The sequence below is a fragment of the Micromonospora sp. CPCC 205739 genome, from assembly GCF_036906795.1.
Lineage (GTDB): Bacteria > Actinomycetota > Actinomycetes > Mycobacteriales > Micromonosporaceae > Micromonospora.
In genome coordinates this window covers 36,124-55,220 of the sequence record NZ_JBAKHS010000018.1, presented here as the reverse complement: position 1 = coordinate 55,220, position 19,097 = coordinate 36,124, and the positions used below count along the sequence as shown (strand labels likewise).

Sequence of the window (19,097 nt, the reverse complement as noted above, 5' to 3'; positions counted from 1 at the left end):
GGTGACGTCACGCCGACCTCCCCTGTCAGCCGCGTGAAGCCCCGGCCTGGGCTCGCATCGCGGGAAAACTTCCGGCAGACTAATTTCTTCACCGGATATTTTCCAGTAGCCTACGGGCCGCTGATCATCTGCACCACCACGCACCGAGGAGGGGCCGTGACCCAGACCCAACCGGTTGAGACCATCCCTCGACCCCGTCACGCCCCGGTCGCGACGCCGACCGCCGGGCAGCCGTACGAATACCGCCGCAGCCCCCTGGTCGAACCCGACTGGACCCGCTTCCCCGGCTGGCGCCACGTCACCCGCGAGCAGTGGGAGAACGCCCAGTGGCAGCGCGTCAACTGCGTCAAGAACATCAAGCAGCTGCGCACCGTCCTCGGTGACCTCGTCGACGAGACCTTCTACGACGACCTCGCCGCCGACCAGAGCGCCCTGGCCACCATGTCCATGCTGGTGACGCCGCAGATGCTCAACACCATGGTCCCGTTCGCCCCGATGACCACCGAGGCGTTCCTCGCCGACCCCGTGCGGCGCTACATGATCCCCGTCGCCTCCGACCGGCGCACCGACTGGCCGTCCCACCCCTACGCCAGCCGCGACTCGCTGCACGAGCACGACATGTGGGTCGCCGAGGGCCTCACCCACCGCTACCCCACCAAGGTCCTCGCCGAGCTGCTCTCCACCTGCCCGCAGTACTGCGGGCACTGCACCCGGATGGACCTCGTCGGCAACTCCACCCCCGCCGTCGACAAGCTCAAGCTCACCCTCAAGCCCGTCGACCGCTACGACGCCCACATCGCCTACCTCAAGGCCCACCCCGGGGTCCGCGACGTCGTCGTCTCCGGCGGCGACGTGGCCAACGTGCCGTGGCGCAACCTCGAGTCGTACCTGATGCGGCTGCTGGAACTGGAAACCGTCCGCGACATCCGGCTCGCCACCAAGGCCCTCATGGGCCTGCCCCAGCACTGGCTGCAGCACGACGTCGTCGAGGGCCTGGAGCGGGTCGCCCGCACCGCCGCCCGGCGCGGCGTCAACCTGGCCATCCACACCCACGTCAACCACGCCCAGTCGCTCACCCCACTGGTCGCCAAGGCCGCCCAGACCGCCCTCGACGTCGGCGTCCGCGACGTACGCAACCAGGGCGTGCTCATGCGCGGCGTCAACGCCACCGCCCCCGACCTGCTCGACCTCTGCTTCGCCCTGCAGGGCGAAGCAGGCATCCTGCCGTACTACTTCTACATGTGCGACATGATCCCCAACGCCGAGCACTGGCGGGTCCCCGTCTGGCACGCCCAGCAGCTCCAGCACGACATCATGGGCTACCTGCCCGGCTACGCCACCCCGCGGATCGTCTGCGACGTCCCCTTCGTCGGCAAGCGCTGGGTGCACATGCTCACCGAGTACGACCGCGACCGCGGCATCTCGTACTGGACCAAGAACTACCGCACCTCGATCGAGTCGGCCGACCTGGAGGCGCTCAACAAGCGCTACGCCTACTACGACCCGATCGACACCCTGCCGGAGACCGGCCAGCAGTGGTGGGCCGCCCACCGCGACGACTGACCCGCACCACCCCCGCCACCCCCGCACGGCCACCCGGCCGGCGGGGGTGGCGACTTCGCTCCCCGGCCCGCCCCACCGGCGCTAGCGTCACGACATGCGGCCTCCACCAGCCGACCGTCCCGACACCGCCGACCGCGTCACCCCCGTCGAACTCTTCTTCGACGTCGTCTTCGTCCTCACCATCACCCAGCTGGCGCAGCTGCTCGAGACCGACCTGGACTGGACCGGGCTGGGCCGCACCGTCCTGATCTTCGGGCTGCTCTGGTACCTCTACACCGGCTACGCCTGGCTCACCAACCACGTGCCGCCCCGCCGCCCCGGCCGCAAACTCCTGCTCTTCGCCGGCATGGCCGGCTTCCTGCTCACCGCCGTCACCCTCCCCGACGCCCTCACCGGCAGCGGCCTGCTCTTCGGGTTCGGCTACCTGATCGTCGTCCTCGTCCACCTCAGCCTCTTCGCCCGCAGCACCGCCCGCGCCGGCGTCCGCCGACTCGCCCCCTACAACCTCGGCGCCGCCGCACTGGTCCTCGCCGCCGGCCTGCTCACCGGCCCCGCCGTAACCGTCCTCTGGATCGCGGCCGTGCTCACCCAGAGCGTCCTGCCCTACCTGATCCCCCACCACTCCTGGATCGGCGTGGCGGCGAGCTTCCAGATCAGCGCCGCCTACTTCGTCGAACGGCACGGCCTGCTGCTCATCGTGGCCCTGGGCGAAACCGTCATCGCCATCGGCATGGGCGTACCCCCCGACCACCTCGGCCCCGGCACCGCCGGCGCCGTCGTGCTGGCCCTCGCCCTGCCCGCCGCCCTCTGGTGGACCTACTTCACCGACACCCCGACCACCGAGCACGCCCTCGCCGAGGCCGCCCCCGCCACCCGCGCCCGGCTCACCGCCCACGTCTACGTCTTCGGGCACTTCGTGCTGCTGCTCGGCGTCATCCTCACCGCCACCGGGCTGCACGCCGTCGTCGCCCACCCCGACGAACCCTCCGGCTGGCCGGCCGCGCTCGCCCTCGCCGGCGGCCCGGCGCTCTTCCTCGCCGGCATGGTCGACGCGCGTCGCGCCTTCGGCACCGGCCGGCTGGCCGATCGCCTCGCCGTCGCCGCCCTGATCCTGCTCAGCACCCCGATCGGTGCCACGGTGAACGCTGTGCTGCATTTGGCCGTGGTGACCGGCCTGCTCACCGTGATGCTGGTGGCCGACCGTCGCCGCCACGACGTCGCGGCGGTCACGGGCGTCAGCCGCGGGGGGCGTACATGATCACCGCGACGCCGACCAGGCAGATCGCCGCCCCGGCCAGGTCCCAGCGGTCCGGCCGGAAGCCGTCCACCACCATCCCCCACGCCAGCGACCCCGCCACGAACACGCCGCCGTACGCGGCCAGGATCCGGCCGAAGTGCGGATCCGGCTGGAAGGTGGCGACGAAGCCGTAGCAGCCCAGCGCGATCACCCCGGCCGCGATCCACCACAGGCCCCGGTGCTCCCGCCAGCCCTGCCAGACCAGCCAGGCTCCGCCGATCTCGGCGAGCGCCGCCAGGGCGAACAGCAGCAGGGAGCGGGCGACCGTCACGCCGCAACGCTAGTCGAGCGGTCCCCCGCGGGTGCCCGGGGACCGCTCGTCAGGTGCCCGGGTCAGTGGAACGTGTCGCGTGCCCGGCGACCGGCGTCGCGGGGGTCCCCGCCCGTCTGCCGGGCCCGGGCGGTGCTCTGGTCGATGGCGCCCTCTCCCCGCAACCGCTCGTTGTCGGTGACGTCGCCGATCCGCTCCTTCGCGGCGCCGGCGAGCTGCTGGGCCTTGTTCTTCACCTTGTCCGTGAAGCTCATCTCGCCTCCTGCTGCTCCGGCGGTGCCTGGGGCCGGCCGCCCCGCTCCCCTGGTGCGTCCCCGAGCGTGGTGCCCCGAAACCGGCTCCTGTTCCGGCGATTGGGCGGCTGGCTCGTGCGAGACCGCACACTTTGTAAGGCATCCTAGGATACTGGTGGGATGGCGAAGGGCTCGGTGACGGCGCGGACACCCTCTAAGCCGTCCTAGGACAATAGGCGGGTCCGCTTCCGTCGGCCGGTCGGACCGCCCGCCCTGGCTGGCAGCAATCTCCTGTCGATGACGGCGGCGAGTGAGGTGGTTGGCGACTCCCCCTCAGTGCAGGCGAAGTCCGGCGATGAGGAGCTCGACCAGGCAGCGCGCGTCGTAACGGGGGTCGCTGCCCGCGCCGATGCAGAGATTGCCGACGCCGCGCAGCAGTCCGTAGGCGTCCATGGGGCGGATCTCCCCCGCCGCGACGGCGGCGTCGAGCAGCTGGTCACACACCGGGACGAGGCGGTCGAGGAAGTGGGCGTGCAGGGTCTGGAAGGCGGCGTCGTCGGACTGCAGCGCCGCGGCGAGGCCGTGCTTGGTGACCAGGAAGTCGACGAACAGGTTGATCCACTGCACCAGGGCGGCGTGCGGTGTGCTGCTGTCGGCCAGCAAGGCCGGACCCGCCTCGGCGCACGCCTCGATCTGGTGGCGGTAGACGGCGACGATGAGGTCCGCTCGCGTCGGGAAGTGGCGGTAGATCGTGCCCACGCCGACGCCCGCCCTGGCGGCGATGTCGCGCACGGGCGCGTCAACGCCGGAGGCGACGAACGCCGCGGCGGCAGCGTCCAGCAGGGTCTTCTCGTTGCGCCGGGCGTCGGCCCGCTTGCGCGCGACCGGTCGCTCCGAGCCGCTGTCGATGTCGGCCACCGCCCCGTTACCTCCATCACTCCGCTTGGCATCCGGAACAGTGTTCCGTATCTTGGTTACCGGAACAGCGCTCCGCTTGTTCAGCATACCGACCGGGCGGACTACCCACCAACCGATGCATCGCTGCACGTCCACAGGAGGAACAGTCATGCAGTACCGCACCTTGGGCCGCACGGGTGTGCAGGTCAGCACCCTCGTGCTCGGCGCAATGAACTTCGGCAGGATCGGCGACACCACCCAGGAGGAAGCCACCGCCATCGTCGACGCGGCGCTCGAGGCCGGGATCAACCTCATCGACACCGCCGACGTCTACAGCGGCGGCCAGTCCGAGGAAATGGTCGGCAAGGCCATCGCCGGCCGCCGCGACGACGTCGTGCTGGCCACCAAGGCGACCCTGCCCATGGGCGACGAGCGCCAACGTCGGGGCGCCTCGCGCCGCTGGCTGGTCACCGCGCTGGACGACAGCCTGCGCCGCCTCGGCGTCGACCACGTCGACCTCTACCAGATGCACCGGTGGGACCCGACGACCAGCGACGAGGAGACGCTGTCGGCGCTGACCGACCTGCAGCGCGCGGGAAAGATCCGCTACTTCGGCTCCTCGACCTTCCCCGCGTACCGCATCGTGCAGGCGCAGTGGGCCGCCCGCGAGGCGCACCTGAGCCGCTACGTGACCGAGCAGCCGAGCTACTCGATCCTGCAGCGTGGCATCGAGACCCACGTGCTGCCCGTGACGCAGGAGTACGGCATGGGCGTGCTCGCCTGGAGCCCGCTGGCCTCGGGCTGGCTGTCCGGCGCGATCCGTGCCGGCCAGGAGATCCGCACGAACCGCTCGGGCTTCATGCAGCAGCGCTACGACACCAGCATCCCCGCCAACCGCGCCAAACTCGACGCGGTCGAGCAGCTCGCCACGGTCGCCGACGAAGCCGGCCTCAGCATGATCCAGCTCGCGCTCGGCTTCGTCACCGCGCACCCGGGCGTGACCAGCGCGATCATCGGCCCCCGCACCACGGACCACCTCCGCTCGCAGCTCGCTGCCGCGGACACCGTGCTCTCCAGCGACGTGCTGGACGCGATCGACGCGATCGTGGCTCCCGGCGTCGACCTCGCCGCCCACGAGAAGAACGACACCCCGCCCGCCCTGCTCGACCCGGCGCTGCGCCGCCGCTGATCCCTCGGCAGGTCAGTAACCAGGGGCTGACTGGCGTGCGCTTGCGCTCGCAGCCGCCTGACACGCAGCGCCGCCGGTGGCGCCAGCGCCGCTTCCGACGACCAGCGGGGCAGACTTCCGCCAACTATCGCGGGCAGTCACAGCCGACCCCGGCCGGGGCTGGTTGACTGGGGGCATGAGCGAGATCCTCCTGGTCCGGCACGGCGAAACCGCCTGGAGCGCCAGCCGCCAGCACACCTCGTACACCGAGCTGGAGCTGACCCCCGACGGCGAGCGACAGTCCCGGGCCCTCGCCGGGGTGCTGGTCGGTCGGCGGTTCGCCCGGGTGCTGTCCAGCCCCCGCATCCGGGCGCGGACCACCGCGCAGCTCGCCGGCCTCACCGTGGACGAGGTGGACGAGGACCTGGTCGAGTGGAACTACGGCGAGTACGAGGGCCGCACCACCGTGGACATCCACCAGGAGCGGCCGGACTGGAACATCTGGACCGACGGCTGCCCCGGCGGCGAGACGCCCGAACAGGTAGGCGAGCGGGTCGACCGGCTGCTCGCCCGGGTCACTCCCCTGCTCGACCAGGGCAGCGTCGCCCTGGTCGGCCACGCGCACAGCCTGCGGGTCGTCGGCGCGCGCTGGATCGGGCTGCCCCCGTCCGGCGGCGGCAAGCTGCGGCTGGACACCGGCACGGTGAGCGTGCTCGGGCACGAGCACGGCCGGCAGGTCATCCTCCGCTGGAACGGCGGCTGACCGCCCCGCTCAGCCCGCCTCGCCGTTGGCCCGGGACCGCGTCCGGGTCCGCGGGTCGAGGTCGATCTTCGGCGGCCGCCCCTCGTACGGGGTGGAGAGCACCACCGTGGTGCGGGTGGTGACGTTGGCCGCGGTGCGGATCTCCTGGAGCACCCGCTCCAGGTCAGCCGGGCCGGCCACCCGCACCAGCAGCAGGTAGAAGTCCTCCCCCGCCACCGAGTAGCACGAGTCGATCTCGGGCAGGTGGGCCAGCCGCTCCGGCGCGTCGTCCGGCTGCGACGGGTCGAACGGGCGGATCGCCACGAACGCGGTCAGCGGCAGGTCCAGCGCCTCGAAGGACACCCGGGCGGCGTACCCGTTGATCACCCCGCGCTGCTCCAGCCGGCGGACCCGCTGGTGCACCGCGGAGACCGACAGCCCCACCTTCTCCGCCAGATCCGTGTACGACAGCCGACCGTCAGCGGTCAGTGCGGCGACGATGGCGCGGTCGATCTCCTCCACGGCGTGCAACCTACCGGGTGCGGGGGCCGGGTGCGACGACCGGCCGGTCGCGGTCACGCTGGGCGGGCCGTCCGGTCGCGCACCGCATCGGCCGCGTAGTTGAGCACCTCGACCAGGTCCTCCTCGTCGAGGAAGGGCAGGTCGGTGAGGATGTCAGTGACGGACATCCCCTCCGCCATCATCGCCAGCAGGGTGGCCACCGGGACCCGGGACTGCCGCACGCAGGGCGCGCCGCCCATCACCTCGGGGTCGACGGTGATCCGGGGGAAGGTCACCGGGACAGGCTAGCCCTTCGCCAGGGCCCGGGAGATGACCAGCCGCTGGATCTGGTTGGTGCCCTCGACGATCTGCAGCACCTTCGCCTCCCGCATGTACCGCTCGACCGGGTGGTCGGCGACGTAGCCGGCGCCGCCGAGCACCTGCACCGCGTCGGTGGTCACCCGCATCGCCACGTCGGTGGCGAAGAGCTTCGCCTTCGCCGCCTCGATCGAGTACGGCCGGCCGGCGTCGCGCAGCCGGGCGGCGGAGAGCATCAGCGCCCGGGCGGCGGAGATCTGGGTGGCCAGGTCGGCCAGGTTGAAGCCGAGCCCCTGGAAGTCGATGATCGCCCGGCCGAACTGCTGGCGCTCCTTGGCGTAGCCGACCGCGTAGTCCAGCGCCGCCTGGGCCAGACCGACCGCGCAGGCGGCGATGCCGAGCCGGCCGGAGTCCAGGGCGGACATGGCGATCCGGAAGCCCGCGCCCTCGCCGCCGATCAGCCGGTCGGCGGGCACCCGGGCGTCGTCGAAGGCGATCTGGGCCACCGGGGAGGCGTGCAGCCCCATCGTCCGCTCGGCGGCCTGCGGCAGGATGCCCGGCGTGCCCCGGTCGGCGAGCAGACAGGAGATCCCCTTCGGGCCGGGCCCGCCGGTGCGGCAGAAGATGTTGTAGAAGTCGGCGACCCGGGCGTGGGTGATCCACGCCTTGGTGCCGGTGACCACGTAGGAGTCGCCGTCGCGGACGGCCTTCGTGGTCAGCGCCGCCGCGTCCGAGCCACCCTGCGGCTCCGAGAGGCAGTACGCCCCGAGCAGTTCCCCGCCGATCATGTCGGGCAGCAGCTTGCGCTGGGCGTCGGTGCCGAACTGGGCCACCGGGTAGCAGGACAGGGTGTGCACGCTGACCGCCTCGGCGACGGCGAGCCAGCGGCTGGCCAGGATCTCCAGCACCTGGAGGTAGACCTCGTACGGCTGGGCGGCACCGCCGTGCTCCTCGGGGTAGGGCAGGCCGAGCAGGCCGGCCCGGCCCAGGGTGCGCAGCACCTCCCGGGGGAACTCGGCGCGCTCCTCGAAGCCGGCGGCCCGGGGGGCGAGCTCGCGGTCGGCGAGTTCCGTGGCGAGGTCGAGCAGGTCGTGGGCCTCGTCGGTGGGGAGGATCCGGTCGACAGTCATAGCGCGATGAGCTCCGTGGGGGTGGTGTTGAGCCGGTGCACGCCGTCCGTCGTGCAGACGACGATGTCCTCGATGCGGGCGCCGTGTCGGCCCGCGAGGTAGATGCCGGGTTCGATGGAGAAGGCCATGCCGGGCTCCAACGGCCGGGAGTTGCCCGCGACGACATACGGCTCCTCGTGCCCGTCCAGGCCGATGCCGTGGCCGGTGCGGTGCAGGAAGGCGGGGCCGTACCCGGCGGCGGTGATCGGCTCGCGGGCGGCGGCGTCGACCGCCTCGGCGGTGACGCCGGGCGCGACGGCGGCCACCGCGGCGCGCTGCGCCGCGTGCAGCACCTGGAAGTAGTCAGTGAACTCGGCCGGGGCGCGCCCGCCGGCGAGGTAGGTGCGGGTCGAGTCGGAGCAGTAGCCCGACGGCATGGTGCCGCCAATGTCGACGATGACCGGCTCGCCCGCGCCGATCGGGCGGTCGGAGGTGCCGTGGTGCGGGCTGGCGCCGTTCGGGCCGGCGGCGACGATGACGAAGTCCACCGTCGCGTGGCCGGCGGCGCGGATGGCCGCGGCGATGTCGGTGGCCACCTCGGCCTCGGTCCGTCCCGGGCGCAGCCACTCCCCCATCCGGGCGTGCACCGCGTCGATCGCCGCGCCCGCCTCCGCCAGGGCGGCCACCTCGGCCGGCGACTTGCGTATCCGCAGCTCGCGCAGCACCTCGCCGGCCAGCCGCTGGGTGGCACCGGGCAGCGCGGCGCGCAGCGCGAGGACCTGCTCGGCCCACATCCGGTCGGCCAGCCCGACTGCCGCGACCGGTCCGCCGAGGGCGGCGGTGACCAGGGGGTACGGGTCGGTGCCGTCGGCGTGGTCGACGATGCGGACGCCGGTGGCCGGTGCCGGGGACGCCTCGGCGGCCGGGCGTTCCAGGGTGGGGACGATCAGGGTGGGCTCGCCCTCGGCGGGCAGCACCAGACAGGTCAGCCGCTCCCCCGCGTGCGCGTCGTAACCGGTCAGGTAGCGCAGGTCGGAACCGGGGGTGAGCAGCAGCGCGTCCAGGCCGGCGGCGGCGGTGGCGCGGCGCGCGGCGGCCAGCCGGTCGGGCGGATACAGCTCGTCGGTTCCCACCCCGTCAGCTTAACGGTCGTTTGGGCGGTGCCGGGAGTCGGTCACCCCGACTGGGGCACCGAAGAGACGGTAGCGTGCGGCGACTCCCGCCCCCATCCGGGCGGTGACGCGCTCAGCCGGTGCGGCGCAGCCGCTCGGCGACGGCGGTCACCAGGACGACCAGGGCGAGCAGGCCGAGCGCCGCCGCCCCGGGCAGGGCCCGGCCGACCGGCAGCAACACCAGGACCAACCCGACCAGGGCCACCTGGGCCCGGCGCCGGGTGCGCACCGAGAACCACAGGAACAGCAGCCGCCCGGCCAGGAAGAGCGCCACCCCGCCGTACAGGGCGGTGGCCCCGGGCCAGCTCATCGACTCGTGGGCCGGGGCCGTGCCGTGTCCGCCGGCGACGAGGGTCAGCACCTCCTCGACGCCGAGCGCGACGTAGATGACGCCGACGACCAGCAGCAGGTGGGAGAGGCTGTAGGCGTCGCTGGCGATCCGGTCCCGGCGGTCCCCCGTCGCCAGGTCGAGGGTCCGCCCGGCGGCGGGTGCGACGTGGTCGAAGTAGAGCCACCAGAGGCAGGCGGCCACCGCGAGCCCGATCAGCGCGACGCCGAGGACCGGCGGCCGCGTCACGGCCGACCCGGCGCCGACACCGGCCGCGACCAGCGACTCGCCCAACGCGATGATCATCACCAGGCCGTGGCGTTCGGTGAAGTGGCGCGGGTTGCGCAACGGCCAGCCGCCATGGAAGGCGTGGGCCAGCCGCTGCCCGCCGACCTCCACCGCGAAGGCCAGCACCCAGAGCACCGTCTGCGCCGTCCCGCCGAGCACCGCGCCGAGCACGAGCGGCAGCCAGCCGACGGCACTGACCGCCGCGAAGACCCGGATCCGGGCCCGCAGACCCGGCGTCGCCGCCGCCGACCAGTAGTAGAGCGCCAGGTGCACCGCGCGCAGCAGCAGGTAGGCCAGCGCCAGCAGCAGCGGCGCGTCCAGGCCCCGGCCGGACGACCAGGCCTCCGGCATGACCAGGGCGGCGACGAAGAGCGCGGCCATGGCGACCAGGACGCCGGCCCGGATCGCACCGACGTCCGCCGGCGTCTGGTTGCCCAACCAGGCGTACGACGACCAGGAGAACCAGAGCAGCACCAGCAGGAGCAGTCCCCGCGCCATGGACTGCGCCGACGGCGGCTGGCCCATGAACGCGATGATCCGGGTGAGCGCGAAGACGAAGACGAGGTCGAAGAAGATCTCGAAGGTGGTGGCCGGATGATCCTGCGCCACCCGGGCCGCCGGGCCGCGCGTCGAGAACCGCACGGCACCACCACCCGTCCCTCCGGCCGCTGGGCCCGATGCTAGGGCTGGTGGCGGGGCCGCAGCGGCCGATCAGGGCAACGTCCGCCTCCCGGGCGACGGGCCCGGGAGGCGGACGGTCGCGTCAGCTGTTGAGCCAACGGTGAATGCAGTGCAGCAGGTCGTCGGCGTCGACCGGCTTGGTGACGTAGTCGCTGGCGCCCGAGGAGATGCTCTTCTCCCGGTCGCCGTGCATCGCCTTGGCGGTGACGGCGATGATCGGCAGGTCGGCGTAGCGGGGCATGGCGCGGATCGCCGCCGTGGCGGCGTACCCGTCCATCTCCGGCATCATCACGTCCATCAGCACGAGGTCGATGTCGTCGTGGCGCATCAGCGTCTCGATGCCCTTGCGGCCGTTCTCCGCGTAGACGACCTCGATGCCGTGCAGCTCCAGGATGTTGGTGAGCGCGAAGACGTTGCGGGCGTCGTCGTCGACGACCAGGACCTTGCGCCCGGCGAGCGCCGTCACCAGCGAATCGCCGGCGAGCGCCGGCTCGGCGATCGGGGGCGTGAGCGGTACGACCCGATCGGGGCTCTCCGCCGACAGGTGCAGGGCGATACGCTCGCGCAGGTCATCGAGGCTGCGCAGCACCTCCAACGGCCGGTCCTTGGCCATGGCCTGGAGCAGGGTCTCCTGGTTCGCGGCCAACGGCTGCCCGTGGTACGCCAGCACCGGCAGACGGCGCAGGTCCGGGTCGTCGTCGAGGGCCTTGAGCAGCGCCGGACCCGGGGTGAGCTGCGCCCGCGTGGCACCGACGGCGCGGGCCCGTGACGGGCCTTCCGGGCGGCGTCCGGCACGGGGTGACCCACGGCGAACGGCCGCGGGTCGGCCCGGCTCGCGGTGGTGGTGGTCTCGACGGTCAGCGCGGCGACGGGCGGCCGCAGGACCGCCGGACCAGCTCCACCATCTCCGTGACCGAACCGGCCGGGTCGGTCACCGGGAACTGCACCGCGCGGACCACCGCGTCCGGGTCGACCAGCAGGGTGAGCCGCTTGAACCGGTCCATCCCGCCGGCCCGGAACGTCGGCAGGAGCAGCCCCGCCGCGAGCCGCCCGTCCTGGTCGGAGAGGAGCGGGTACGGCAGCCGGGCGTACTCGGCGAAGGCGCGCAACTGGTCGGGACGCTGGGTGCTCACTCCCCGTACCTCGGCGCCGGCGGCCCGGATGAGGTCGTGCCGGTCGGCGTACGTGCGGGCCTCCAGCGTGCACCCGACGGCGCCGGGGATGTCCGCCCAGTCCGGCGGAAGTCCCTGCCCACCCGGGGCGAACGCACCGGGGAAGAGGTAGAGCACGGTCCAGCGGCCCGGGACGGCCGGCGGCTCCCCGCCGTCGTCGTGCCGGGGCAGGGTGAGCGACGGCAAGCGGCGGCCGGCGAGCTGGTGCACCCGGCGGACCTCGGCGGATTCGGCGGCGGCGGTGGCGGTGAGGGCCCCGTCGCCCATCACGTGGCGGGTGCCCCAGTCCTGCAGCGCGACCAGCACCGGCAGCAGGCCCTCGCCCTTCGGCGTGAGCAGGTAGTCGTAGCGCGGCGGGTGGCGCGAGTAGGGCTCCCGGCGCAGCACCCCGTGCTCCACCAGCGTGGCGAGTCGTTCGGTCAGGGCCCGGCGGCTGACGCCGAGTTCACGCTGGAGCGCGTCGAAGCGGGTGGTGCCGCCGGCGACGTCACGGACGATCAGGAAGGTCCACCAGTCACCCAGCACGCCGAGGGCCTGGGCGATGCCGCAGTCGGCGTCGGCGAGGTCGGTCCGCCTCATCCGCCACCCCCCTCGTTCGGTCCGGCGTCGACTATAGTCCGTTCCGAATTGGAACTCACCGGTTCGGGGACGGGGGTTGACGGTGATGACCGTCGAGCAGGGAGCCGGGGTGTTCTGGCGCTGGTGGGCCGCCGGCACGACCAGCATGGTCGGGTCGGCGGTCGGCGCGGTCGCGCTGCCGCTGACCGCGCTGACCGTGCTGGACGCCAGCGCGTTCGAGATGGGCCTGGTCGCCGCCTCCAACTACGTCGCCTGGCTCGTCATCGGGCTGCCCGCGGGAGTCATCGTGCAGCGGCTGCCGCTGCGCGGCGCCCAGGTCGGCGCCGACCTGGCCCGCGCCGTGGCGGTGGCGTCCATCCCGCTGGCCTGGTGGTGGGGGTGGCTGACCGTCGCCCAGCTGGTCGTCGTGGCGCTGGTGGTCAGCTTCGCCAACGTGCTCTTCGACGTCGCCAACGCCACCTTCCTGCCGGCCATCGTCAGCCGGGAGCAGTTGCACTCCCGCAACAGCCTCACCTCCGCCACCCACGCCGGCACCCAGCTCAGCGGTCCCGCGCTCGGCGGGCTCGCGGTGCAGGCCCTCGGGGCGGTGCCGACGATGCTGCTCGACGCGGCCAGCTACCTGGTCTCGGCGGCGCTGCTGCGCTCCCTGCCCGCCCGCCGCACCGACGCCCCCGACCGGTGGCCCCCGGTCCGCCGGATGATCGGCGAGGGCTGGCGGTACGTGACCCGCCACCGGGTCATGGGTCCGACCATGTGGGCCGCCACGGCGGTGAACTTCGTCTGCGGGGCGCAGTTCGCCGTCTACCCGCTCTACCTCGTCCGGGAGCTGCACGCCCCGGCCGTGCTGGTGGGGGTGCTGCTCGCCGTGGAGGGCGTCGGGTCGCTGGTGGGCGCCGCGCTGACCCCGTGGATCACCGGCCGGTGGGGCACCGCCCGGGCGGTGCTGGTCGCTTGCGTGATCTCCGTCGCCGGCGCGTTCGTCGTGCCCCTCGGCGTCGGCTGGCCGGCGTACCTGGCGTTCGCCGTCGGCAACGTGGTCTTCGCCGGCGGTGTGGTGGTGCTCAGCGTGACCACCCGCACCTACCGGCAGACGGCGAGCCCTCCGGAGCTGCTCTCCCGGGTGATGGCCAAGGTCCGCTTCGTCTCCTGGGGCGCCATTCCGGTCGGCGGGGTGGTCGCCGGCGCCCTGGCCGGTCTCTTCGGCGCGCGGGTCACCCTGTTCGTCTTCGCCGCCGCCACGGTGTGCGCCCCGCTGGCGCTGTTCCTGTCGCCCGTGCGTCGGCTGCGGGACTTCACCGACCTGCGCGTGGACGGCGTCGACCGCCGTGAGGTCTTCAGCGCCCGGTGACGGGCCTCAGCGCGGTGGCAGGGCCGCCGCGAGCCGGCGGACCCGCTCCGGGTGGGTGAGCACGTCCACGTTGTCCAGGTACTGGTCGACGGCGCCGACCGGCGGACGCGCGCGCAGCGCCGGGTCACCGATCGCGGCGCGCAACGCGGTGGCGAACCGGCCGGCGTCCAGCACCAGGAACGGGCGGCCGTGGAAGGGCCGCACCCGGGGGTCGACCGGCGCGGCGAGGCCCGTGCCGTTCGTCCAGTCGGCGAGGGTCTCCAGGGCCCGGCCGAGCCCGGCCTCCCGCGCCGTCCAGCCGCCCGGTCCCAGGGCATCGGTCAGCGCGGCCACCACCGGCGGCGCCTGCGGCAGCCGGGCGAAGAGCGTGCCGAGCCACTTGTCGTACGGGGGCCAGCGGCGGTGCAGCAGCAGTCCGAGGCGCATCAGGTCGCGGGCCAGCCCGGCGGTGACCACCCGGCTGCCCAGCTCGTCGCCGACCTCGGCGCACCGTCCGGCCAGATGCTCGCCCTGGCCGATCCGGGTCCAGGCGGCGCTTAGCACGTGGCGCCACACGTCGTCCGGGTACCAGGCCAGCCGGGTCCGGGCGGCGCGCAGCGCCCCGCCGAGCCCGTCATGGAAGACCGCCCCGCCGGTGAGCTCGGCCAGTCGCTGGGTCGGCAGCGACAGCCAGTCCTCCGTGCTGACCCCGGCGGCCGGGTCGAGACCGAGCCGGCCACGTAGCCAGCCGCCCAGTTCGTCCACGCTGACCCCGTGTCGGTCACCGGCCGCGTCCACCACCCCGAGGCGGGTGTCGGGGCCGCCGGCGAACCGGGTCGGCCAGCCCAGGAACCGCGCCGGCAGGCCGGCGTCCAGCGCGGCGCGGACCGGCGCGACGTCTGCGGCGTCGGCGACGAAGAGCTGGCCCCGCGGACCCCAGTCGTGGTCGGTGGAGCGGGGCGTGTCCAGCCCGAGCAGTTCCGAGCCGCCGTCGAGCAGGCCTGCGGCGTAGGCCAGACCGGGACAGCGCCGCGCCAGCAGCGGCGCGAGGACCTCGTCGTGGAATCTGCGGCAGAGCGTCAGGCCGGGTACGAACGCCATGCCGGCAGTCTGCCGGTGCGAACCCGGCCGCCACCGGATATCGGTCCGCCTGCCGGTCGCCGCCGATAGCCTGAAGCGGAGGTGACGGATGGGAAGGTGGGGACGGTGACGCAGGAGCGCGCAGCGGCACGGCGTCGCCGGATGTTCGCGGCCGCCATCCTCACCGTGATCGGGCTGGCCCTGCTCGCGTTCGGCCTCACCGTCGCCGACGGCGTCCTCGCCGGCGTCGAGGTGGTGCTGGCGATCGTGCTGCTGCTGGCCAGCTACGCCCTGCAGTACGCGGCCCGCCGCGAGACGCTCTACCGCCACGACGACCAGCGGTGAGGCCGGGCGGGCGTCGCACCGGCACCGGCCGGAAACCGGCCAGGTCGACGCGGGGACGCGCCGTCCCCACACCGTCGTAGTGCTGTGACAGGCTGTCGGGCGTGACACAGCGACCCCCGATCCTGCTGATCGACGCGCCGAGTCTCTACTTCCGCGCCTACTTCGGCATCCCCGAGTCGGCCGCGAAGACCGAGGACGGCCAGCCGGTCAACGCCGTACGCGGCTTTCTCGACATGCTCGCCCAACTGGTCCGCACCCGTCGGCCGGACCGGATGGTCTGCGCGCTGGACCACGACTGGCGGCCGGCCTGGCGGGTGGAGCTGCTGCCGTCGTACAAGGCGCACCGGGTGGCCCCGGAGGGCGGCGAGGTGGTGCCGGACACCCTCTCCCCGCAGGTGCCGATGATCCTTCAGGTGCTGGAGGCGATCGGCATCACCGCGGTGGGCGCGACCGGCTACGAGGCCGACGACGTGCTGGGCACGCTGTCGGTGACCCAGGACGCGCCGGTGGAGGTGGTCTCCGGCGACCGCGACCTGTTCCAGCTCGTCGACGACGTGCGCGGGGTACGCCTGCTCTACATCGGCCGGGGCGTGGCGAAGCTGGACGACTGCGACGACGCGGCGGTCCGCGCCCGTTACGGGGTGCCCGCCGACCGGTACGCCGACTTCGCGGCGCTGCGCGGTGACCCCAGCGACGGGCTGCCCGGGGTGCCGGGGGTGGGCGAGAAGACCGCCGCCCGGCTGATCGACCGGTACGGCGGCCTCGCCGGCATCCTGGCCGCGCTGGACGACCCCGCCTCCGGCTTCGCGCCCGGCCTGCGGACCAAGCTGGACGCGGCGCGCGGCTATCTGGCGGTCGCACCGAAGGTGGTGGAGGTGGCGCGGGACGTCCCGCTGCCCGAGCTGCCCACCGCGTTGCCGACGGCGCCCGCGCAGCCGGAGCGGCTGCTGGAGCTGGCGCAGCGGTGGAACCTGGCCGGCTCGTGCCGGCGGCTGGTCGACGCCCTCGCCGACCGGCCCTGACCACCGGCCCGGGGCGGGCGGCGGCGCGGGCCGGGACCGACGACGCGGGGGCTCAGGTCGAGAAGTGGTACGCCAGCACGCCCCGGTTGACGGCGGCGATCGCCTGCCGTGCGGTGGAGCGCAGGTCGGCCGAGGCGCCCCCGGAGTCGGCGAGTTGCCCGAGCAGGTCGACGACCTGCCGGGACCAGCGCACGAAGTCGCCCGCCGGCATCTCCCCGTCGATCTCGTGGCCGCTGGCCAGCACCTTGGCCAGGGCCTCGCCCCGGGCCCAGCGGTAGATCGGCCAGGCGAAGCCGAGGTCCGGCTCGCGGGTGACGGTGAGACCGCGGTCGGCCTCGTCGGCCTCGATCTCCCCCCACAGCTTGAGCGTCTCGTCGACCGCGTCGGCGACCGGACCGCGCGGCAGCGAGGCCCGCTCGTCGACGTCGCGGCGGGCCTCGAAGACCACCACCGAGACGGCGGCGGCCAGCTCGGCCGGGGAGAGCCCGTCCCAGACACCCTGGCGCAGGCACTCGGCGACCAGCAGGTCCGCCTCGGTCCAGATCCGGCCGAGCATCCGGCCGGCGTCGGTGACCCCACCGTCGGCGGCGAGGTAGCCCCGATCGGTGAGCAGCGCGACGATCCGGTCGAACGTCCGGGCCAGCGAGCCGGTGCGGCCGGCGACCCGCTGACGCAGCTCCTCGGTGTCCTTCTCCAGCCGGCGACGCCGCTCGGCCCAACGGGCGTGCTCCTCCCGGTCCGGGCAGCCGTGGCAGGGGTGCCGACGCAGCTCGGTGCGGAGCTGGCTGAGCGTGTGGTCCTCGCCGGCGGCCTGCCGGGACCGGCCGCCGCGGCGACCGCCGTGCCGGTCCAGGCCGGTGCCGCTGACCTCGGCGGCGAGGTCGCGCCGGGCGGCCGGGGAGCGGTGGTTGAAGTGCTTGGGCACCCGGATGCGGGCGAGCACCTCCGCCGGGGTGGTGAAGTCGCCGGGGCTGACCCGCCCGGCCCAGCGGTCCTGGGTGAGCACCAGCGGGCGCGGCTCGCCGAAGCCCCCGGTGGCCGGGTCGAGGACGACCGCGAGCCCGGCCCGCCGCCCCGACGGCACCCGGATCACGTCGCCGACCCGCAGCCGCTCCAGCGACTCCACCGCCGCCGCCTTGCGCTGGGTCTGCCCCTGCCGGGCGATGGCCCGCTCGCGGTCGGCGATCGCCACCCGCAGCCCGAAGTACTCGTCGAAGTCGCCGTGGTGGCAGGCGGCCTCCACGCCGTACGCCTCGATGGTCTCGGTGTTGCGCTGCACCTGGCGGGCCAGGCCGACCACCGACCGGTCCGCCTGGAACTGCGCGAACGACGACTCCAGCAGCGCCCGGGCGGGCTCCGCGCCGACCGTGCCGACCAGGTTGACCGCCATGTTGTACGACGGCCGGAAGCTGGAGCGCAGCGGGTAGGTGCGGGTGGAGGCGAGGCCGGCGACGTGCCGCGGGTCGGTCTCCGGGGACCAGACCACGACGGCGTGCCCCTCGACGTCGATGCCGCGCCGGCCGGCCCGGCCGGTGAGCTGGGTGTACTCCCCCGGCGTCAGGTCGACGTGCGCCTCGCCGTTGAACTTGACCAGCCGTTCCAGCACCACGCAGCGGGCCGGCATGTTGATGCCCAGCGCGAGGGTCTCGGTGGCGAACACGGCCTTGACCAGGCCGCGGACGAACAGCTCCTCGACGACCTCCTTGAACACCGGCAGCATGCCGGCGTGGTGCGCGGCCAGGCCGCGCTCCAGCCCGTCGAGCCACTCCCAGTAGCCCAGCACGGTCAGGTCCTCGCCGGGGATGGCGGTGACCCGGGACTCGACCACCCGGCGGATCTCGGCGCGTTCCTCGGGCGAGGTGAGGCGCAGCCCGGCGGCGAGGCACTGCTGCACGGCGGCGGCGCAGCCGGCGCGGCTGAAGATGAACAGGATCGCCGGAAGCAGTCCCTCCCGGTCGAGCCGGTCGACGATGTCCGGGCGCATCGGGCCGCGCCAGCGGGGGCCGCGCCGGCCGGCGCCGGGGCCGGCGCTGCGTCCCTCGCCCAGCTCCAGCCGGCGCACCGTGTCGCGGGTGTAGCGCAGCAGTTCCGGGTGCACGTCGTGCTTGCGGGCGGCGTCGGCGTCGTGGAACAGGTCGAACATCCGCTTGCCGACCAGCATGTGCTGCCAGAGCGGCACCGGCCGGTGTTCGCTGACCACCACCGCGGTCTCGCCGCGCACGGTGACCAGCCAGTCGGCGAACTCCTCGGCGTTGGAGACGGTGGCCGACAGCGAGACCAGGGTGACCGAGGCGGGCAGGTGGATGATCACCTCTTCCCAGACCCCGCCGCGGAACCGGTCGGCGAGGTAGTGCACCTCGTCCATCACCACGTAGGCCAGGCCCTCGAGGGTGGCCGAGCCGGCGTAGAGCATGTTGCGCAGCACCTCGGTGGTCATCACCACCACGGGCGCGTCGCCGTTGATCGCGTTGTCGCCGGTGAGCAGGCCGACCTGCTCGGCGCCGTAGCGGTCCACCAGGTCGTGGTACTTCTGGTTGGACAGTGCCTTGATCGGCGTGGTGTAGAAGCACTTGCGCCGGGCGGGCGCCTCCGGTTCACCGTCGGCCGCCGCCGGCCGCGCGGGCGTCCCCGTCAGGGCCAGGTGTACGGCGAACTCGCCGACCACGGTCTTGCCGGCGCCGGTGGGAGCGCAGACGAGTACGCCGCTTCCCCGTTCCAGCGCCTGACACGCCTCGCGCTGGAAGTCGTCGAGATCGAACCCCAGATCGAGGGCGAACTCGTCCAACGCCGGGAACTGAGAGGCCTGCGCGGCCCGGCGGCGCGCCGCGGCGTACCGCTCGGCGGGGCTCGACATGTCTCCAAGATTAGTGCGTACCTCGCACGGCTACGTGCCAAGGCCGTCCGCCAGGCCGGTCGGAGTGGGTCGGTAGGGTGCACGACGTGCCGGATCATGCCCAACCACCCCATGTCCCGAGCGGCGCCGACGACGCCGTCCGCCCGGGTC

General features: G+C 73.7%; 19 protein-coding genes. 7 read left to right on the top strand and 12 right to left on the bottom strand.

Going from position 1 to position 19,097, the window contains the following annotated elements; translation table 11 throughout:
- Positions 1-156: 156 nt before the first annotated feature.
- Positions 157-1,563: a KamA family radical SAM protein gene (locus V6U88_RS22975; RefSeq protein WP_334456028.1), complete on the top strand. Its 1,407-nt coding sequence runs from the start codon at positions 157-159 to the stop codon at positions 1,561-1,563.
- Positions 1,564-1,657: 94 nt separating this feature from the next.
- Positions 1,658-2,821 carry a low temperature requirement protein A gene (locus V6U88_RS22970; protein WP_334456026.1) on the top strand — a complete coding sequence of 388 codons (1,164 nt, stop codon included), beginning with the start codon at positions 1,658-1,660 and terminating at the stop codon, positions 2,819-2,821.
- Here V6U88_RS22970 and V6U88_RS22965 read toward each other — a convergent pair.
- The 3 genes from V6U88_RS22965 to V6U88_RS22955 all read right to left on the bottom strand — a co-directional run bounded on the left by V6U88_RS22965 (position 2,799) and on the right by V6U88_RS22955 (position 4,282).
- Positions 2,799-3,131: a YnfA family protein gene (locus V6U88_RS22965; RefSeq protein WP_334456024.1), complete on the bottom strand. Its 333-nt coding sequence runs from the start codon at positions 3,129-3,131 to the stop codon at positions 2,799-2,801. The two genes, V6U88_RS22970 and V6U88_RS22965, sit on opposite strands and share 23 nt — an antisense overlap.
- A 62-nt stretch (positions 3,132-3,193) precedes the next feature.
- On the bottom strand, positions 3,194-3,385 hold the full coding sequence (locus V6U88_RS22960; RefSeq protein WP_334456022.1) for a CsbD family protein: 192 nt from the start codon (positions 3,383-3,385) through the stop codon (positions 3,194-3,196).
- Positions 3,386-3,697: 312 nt separating this feature from the next.
- Complete coding sequence (locus V6U88_RS22955; protein WP_334456021.1) at positions 3,698-4,282, bottom strand: TetR/AcrR family transcriptional regulator; 585 nt, start codon at positions 4,280-4,282, stop codon at positions 3,698-3,700.
- Between the two features lie 148 nt (positions 4,283-4,430).
- On the opposite strand from V6U88_RS22955, the gene V6U88_RS22950 reads away from it, so the two are divergent.
- Both V6U88_RS22950 and V6U88_RS22945 read left to right on the top strand, forming a co-directional pair.
- Complete coding sequence (locus V6U88_RS22950; protein WP_334456019.1) at positions 4,431-5,450, top strand: aldo/keto reductase; 1,020 nt, start codon at positions 4,431-4,433, stop codon at positions 5,448-5,450.
- A gap of 175 nt (positions 5,451-5,625) precedes the next feature.
- Entirely contained in the window at positions 5,626-6,192 is a 567-nt protein-coding gene (locus V6U88_RS22945; protein ID WP_334456017.1) for a histidine phosphatase family protein, read from the top strand.
- A gap of 9 nt (positions 6,193-6,201) precedes the next feature.
- Here V6U88_RS22945 and V6U88_RS22940 read toward each other — a convergent pair whose 3' ends face one another.
- The 7 genes from V6U88_RS22940 to V6U88_RS22910 form a co-directional block, all read right to left on the bottom strand.
- Positions 6,202-6,693, bottom strand: a complete 492-nt coding sequence (locus tag V6U88_RS22940; protein ID WP_334456015.1) for an Lrp/AsnC family transcriptional regulator — start codon at positions 6,691-6,693, stop codon at positions 6,202-6,204.
- A 53-nt stretch (positions 6,694-6,746) separates the two neighbouring features.
- Positions 6,747-6,968 (bottom strand): DUF433 domain-containing protein, encoded by a 222-nt coding sequence (locus V6U88_RS22935; RefSeq protein WP_334456013.1) that lies wholly within the window; start codon positions 6,966-6,968, stop codon positions 6,747-6,749.
- A gap of 9 nt (positions 6,969-6,977) precedes the next feature.
- Entirely contained in the window at positions 6,978-8,120 is a 1,143-nt protein-coding gene (locus tag V6U88_RS22930; protein WP_334456011.1) for an acyl-CoA dehydrogenase family protein, read from the bottom strand.
- The gene (locus tag V6U88_RS22925; RefSeq protein WP_334456010.1) at positions 8,117-9,232 is read right to left on the bottom strand and encodes a M24 family metallopeptidase; all 1,116 of its coding nucleotides are present in this window, start codon (positions 9,230-9,232) and stop codon (positions 8,117-8,119) included. The genes V6U88_RS22930 and V6U88_RS22925 overlap by 4 nt, the downstream gene beginning before the upstream one ends.
- 112 nt (positions 9,233-9,344) lie before the next feature.
- Positions 9,345-10,529 (bottom strand): low temperature requirement protein A, encoded by a 1,185-nt coding sequence (locus V6U88_RS22920; protein WP_334456009.1) that lies wholly within the window; start codon positions 10,527-10,529, stop codon positions 9,345-9,347.
- Between the two features lie 121 nt (positions 10,530-10,650).
- Positions 10,651-11,238 carry a response regulator gene (locus V6U88_RS22915; RefSeq protein ID WP_334456008.1) on the bottom strand — a complete coding sequence of 196 codons (588 nt, stop codon included), beginning with the start codon at positions 11,236-11,238 and terminating at the stop codon, positions 10,651-10,653.
- Positions 11,239-11,425: 187 nt separating this feature from the next.
- The gene (locus V6U88_RS22910; RefSeq protein WP_334456006.1) at positions 11,426-12,319 is read right to left on the bottom strand and encodes a winged helix-turn-helix transcriptional regulator; all 894 of its coding nucleotides are present in this window, start codon (positions 12,317-12,319) and stop codon (positions 11,426-11,428) included.
- Positions 12,320-12,404: 85 nt separating this feature from the next.
- On the opposite strand from V6U88_RS22910, the gene V6U88_RS22905 reads away from it, so the two are divergent.
- Positions 12,405-13,667, top strand: coding sequence for an MFS transporter (locus tag V6U88_RS22905; RefSeq protein WP_334456004.1), 1,263 nt, complete (start codon positions 12,405-12,407; stop codon positions 13,665-13,667).
- 6 nt (positions 13,668-13,673) lie between these two features.
- Here V6U88_RS22905 and V6U88_RS22900 read toward each other — a convergent pair whose 3' ends face one another.
- Positions 13,674-14,747 carry a DUF4037 domain-containing protein gene (locus V6U88_RS22900; protein ID WP_334456002.1) on the bottom strand — a complete coding sequence of 358 codons (1,074 nt, stop codon included), beginning with the start codon at positions 14,745-14,747 and terminating at the stop codon, positions 13,674-13,676.
- Between the two features lie 105 nt (positions 14,748-14,852).
- Between V6U88_RS22900 and V6U88_RS22895 the strand changes: the two genes are divergently transcribed.
- Both V6U88_RS22895 and V6U88_RS22890 read left to right on the top strand, forming a co-directional pair.
- The gene (locus tag V6U88_RS22895) at positions 14,853-15,071 is read left to right on the top strand and encodes a hypothetical protein (RefSeq protein ID WP_334456000.1); all 219 of its coding nucleotides are present in this window, start codon (positions 14,853-14,855) and stop codon (positions 15,069-15,071) included.
- A gap of 101 nt (positions 15,072-15,172) precedes the next feature.
- Positions 15,173-16,093 (top strand): 5'-3' exonuclease, encoded by a 921-nt coding sequence (locus V6U88_RS22890; protein ID WP_334455998.1) that lies wholly within the window; start codon positions 15,173-15,175, stop codon positions 16,091-16,093.
- A 52-nt stretch (positions 16,094-16,145) separates the two neighbouring features.
- Here the strand turns inward: V6U88_RS22890 and V6U88_RS22885 are convergent, their stop codons facing one another.
- Positions 16,146-18,947 carry a DEAD/DEAH box helicase gene (locus V6U88_RS22885; RefSeq protein ID WP_334455996.1) on the bottom strand — a complete coding sequence of 934 codons (2,802 nt, stop codon included), beginning with the start codon at positions 18,945-18,947 and terminating at the stop codon, positions 16,146-16,148.
- Positions 18,948-19,097 lie beyond the last annotated feature (150 nt).

What these genes read in the sequence shown, in the direction of transcription:
- V6U88_RS22970 (WP_334456026.1), top strand. Translation starts at nt 1,658, where the DNA reads ATGCGGCCTCCACCAGCCGACCGTCCCGACACCGCCGACCGCGTCACC.
- V6U88_RS22910 (WP_334456006.1), bottom strand. Translation starts at nt 12,319, where the DNA reads ATGAGGCGGACCGACCTCGCCGACGCCGACTGCGGCATCGCCCAGGCC.
- V6U88_RS22950 (WP_334456019.1), top strand. Translation starts at nt 4,431, where the DNA reads ATGCAGTACCGCACCTTGGGCCGCACGGGTGTGCAGGTCAGCACCCTC.
- V6U88_RS22930 (WP_334456011.1), bottom strand. Translation starts at nt 8,120, where the DNA reads ATGACTGTCGACCGGATCCTCCCCACCGACGAGGCCCACGACCTGCTC.
- V6U88_RS22905 (WP_334456004.1), top strand. Translation starts at nt 12,405, where the DNA reads ATGACCGTCGAGCAGGGAGCCGGGGTGTTCTGGCGCTGGTGGGCCGCC.
- V6U88_RS22945 (WP_334456017.1), top strand. Translation starts at nt 5,626, where the DNA reads ATGAGCGAGATCCTCCTGGTCCGGCACGGCGAAACCGCCTGGAGCGCC.
- V6U88_RS22960 (WP_334456022.1), bottom strand. Translation starts at nt 3,385, where the DNA reads ATGAGCTTCACGGACAAGGTGAAGAACAAGGCCCAGCAGCTCGCCGGC.
- V6U88_RS22885 (WP_334455996.1), bottom strand. Translation starts at nt 18,947, where the DNA reads ATGTCGAGCCCCGCCGAGCGGTACGCCGCGGCGCGCCGCCGGGCCGCG.
- V6U88_RS22900 (WP_334456002.1), bottom strand. Translation starts at nt 14,747, where the DNA reads ATGGCGTTCGTACCCGGCCTGACGCTCTGCCGCAGATTCCACGACGAG.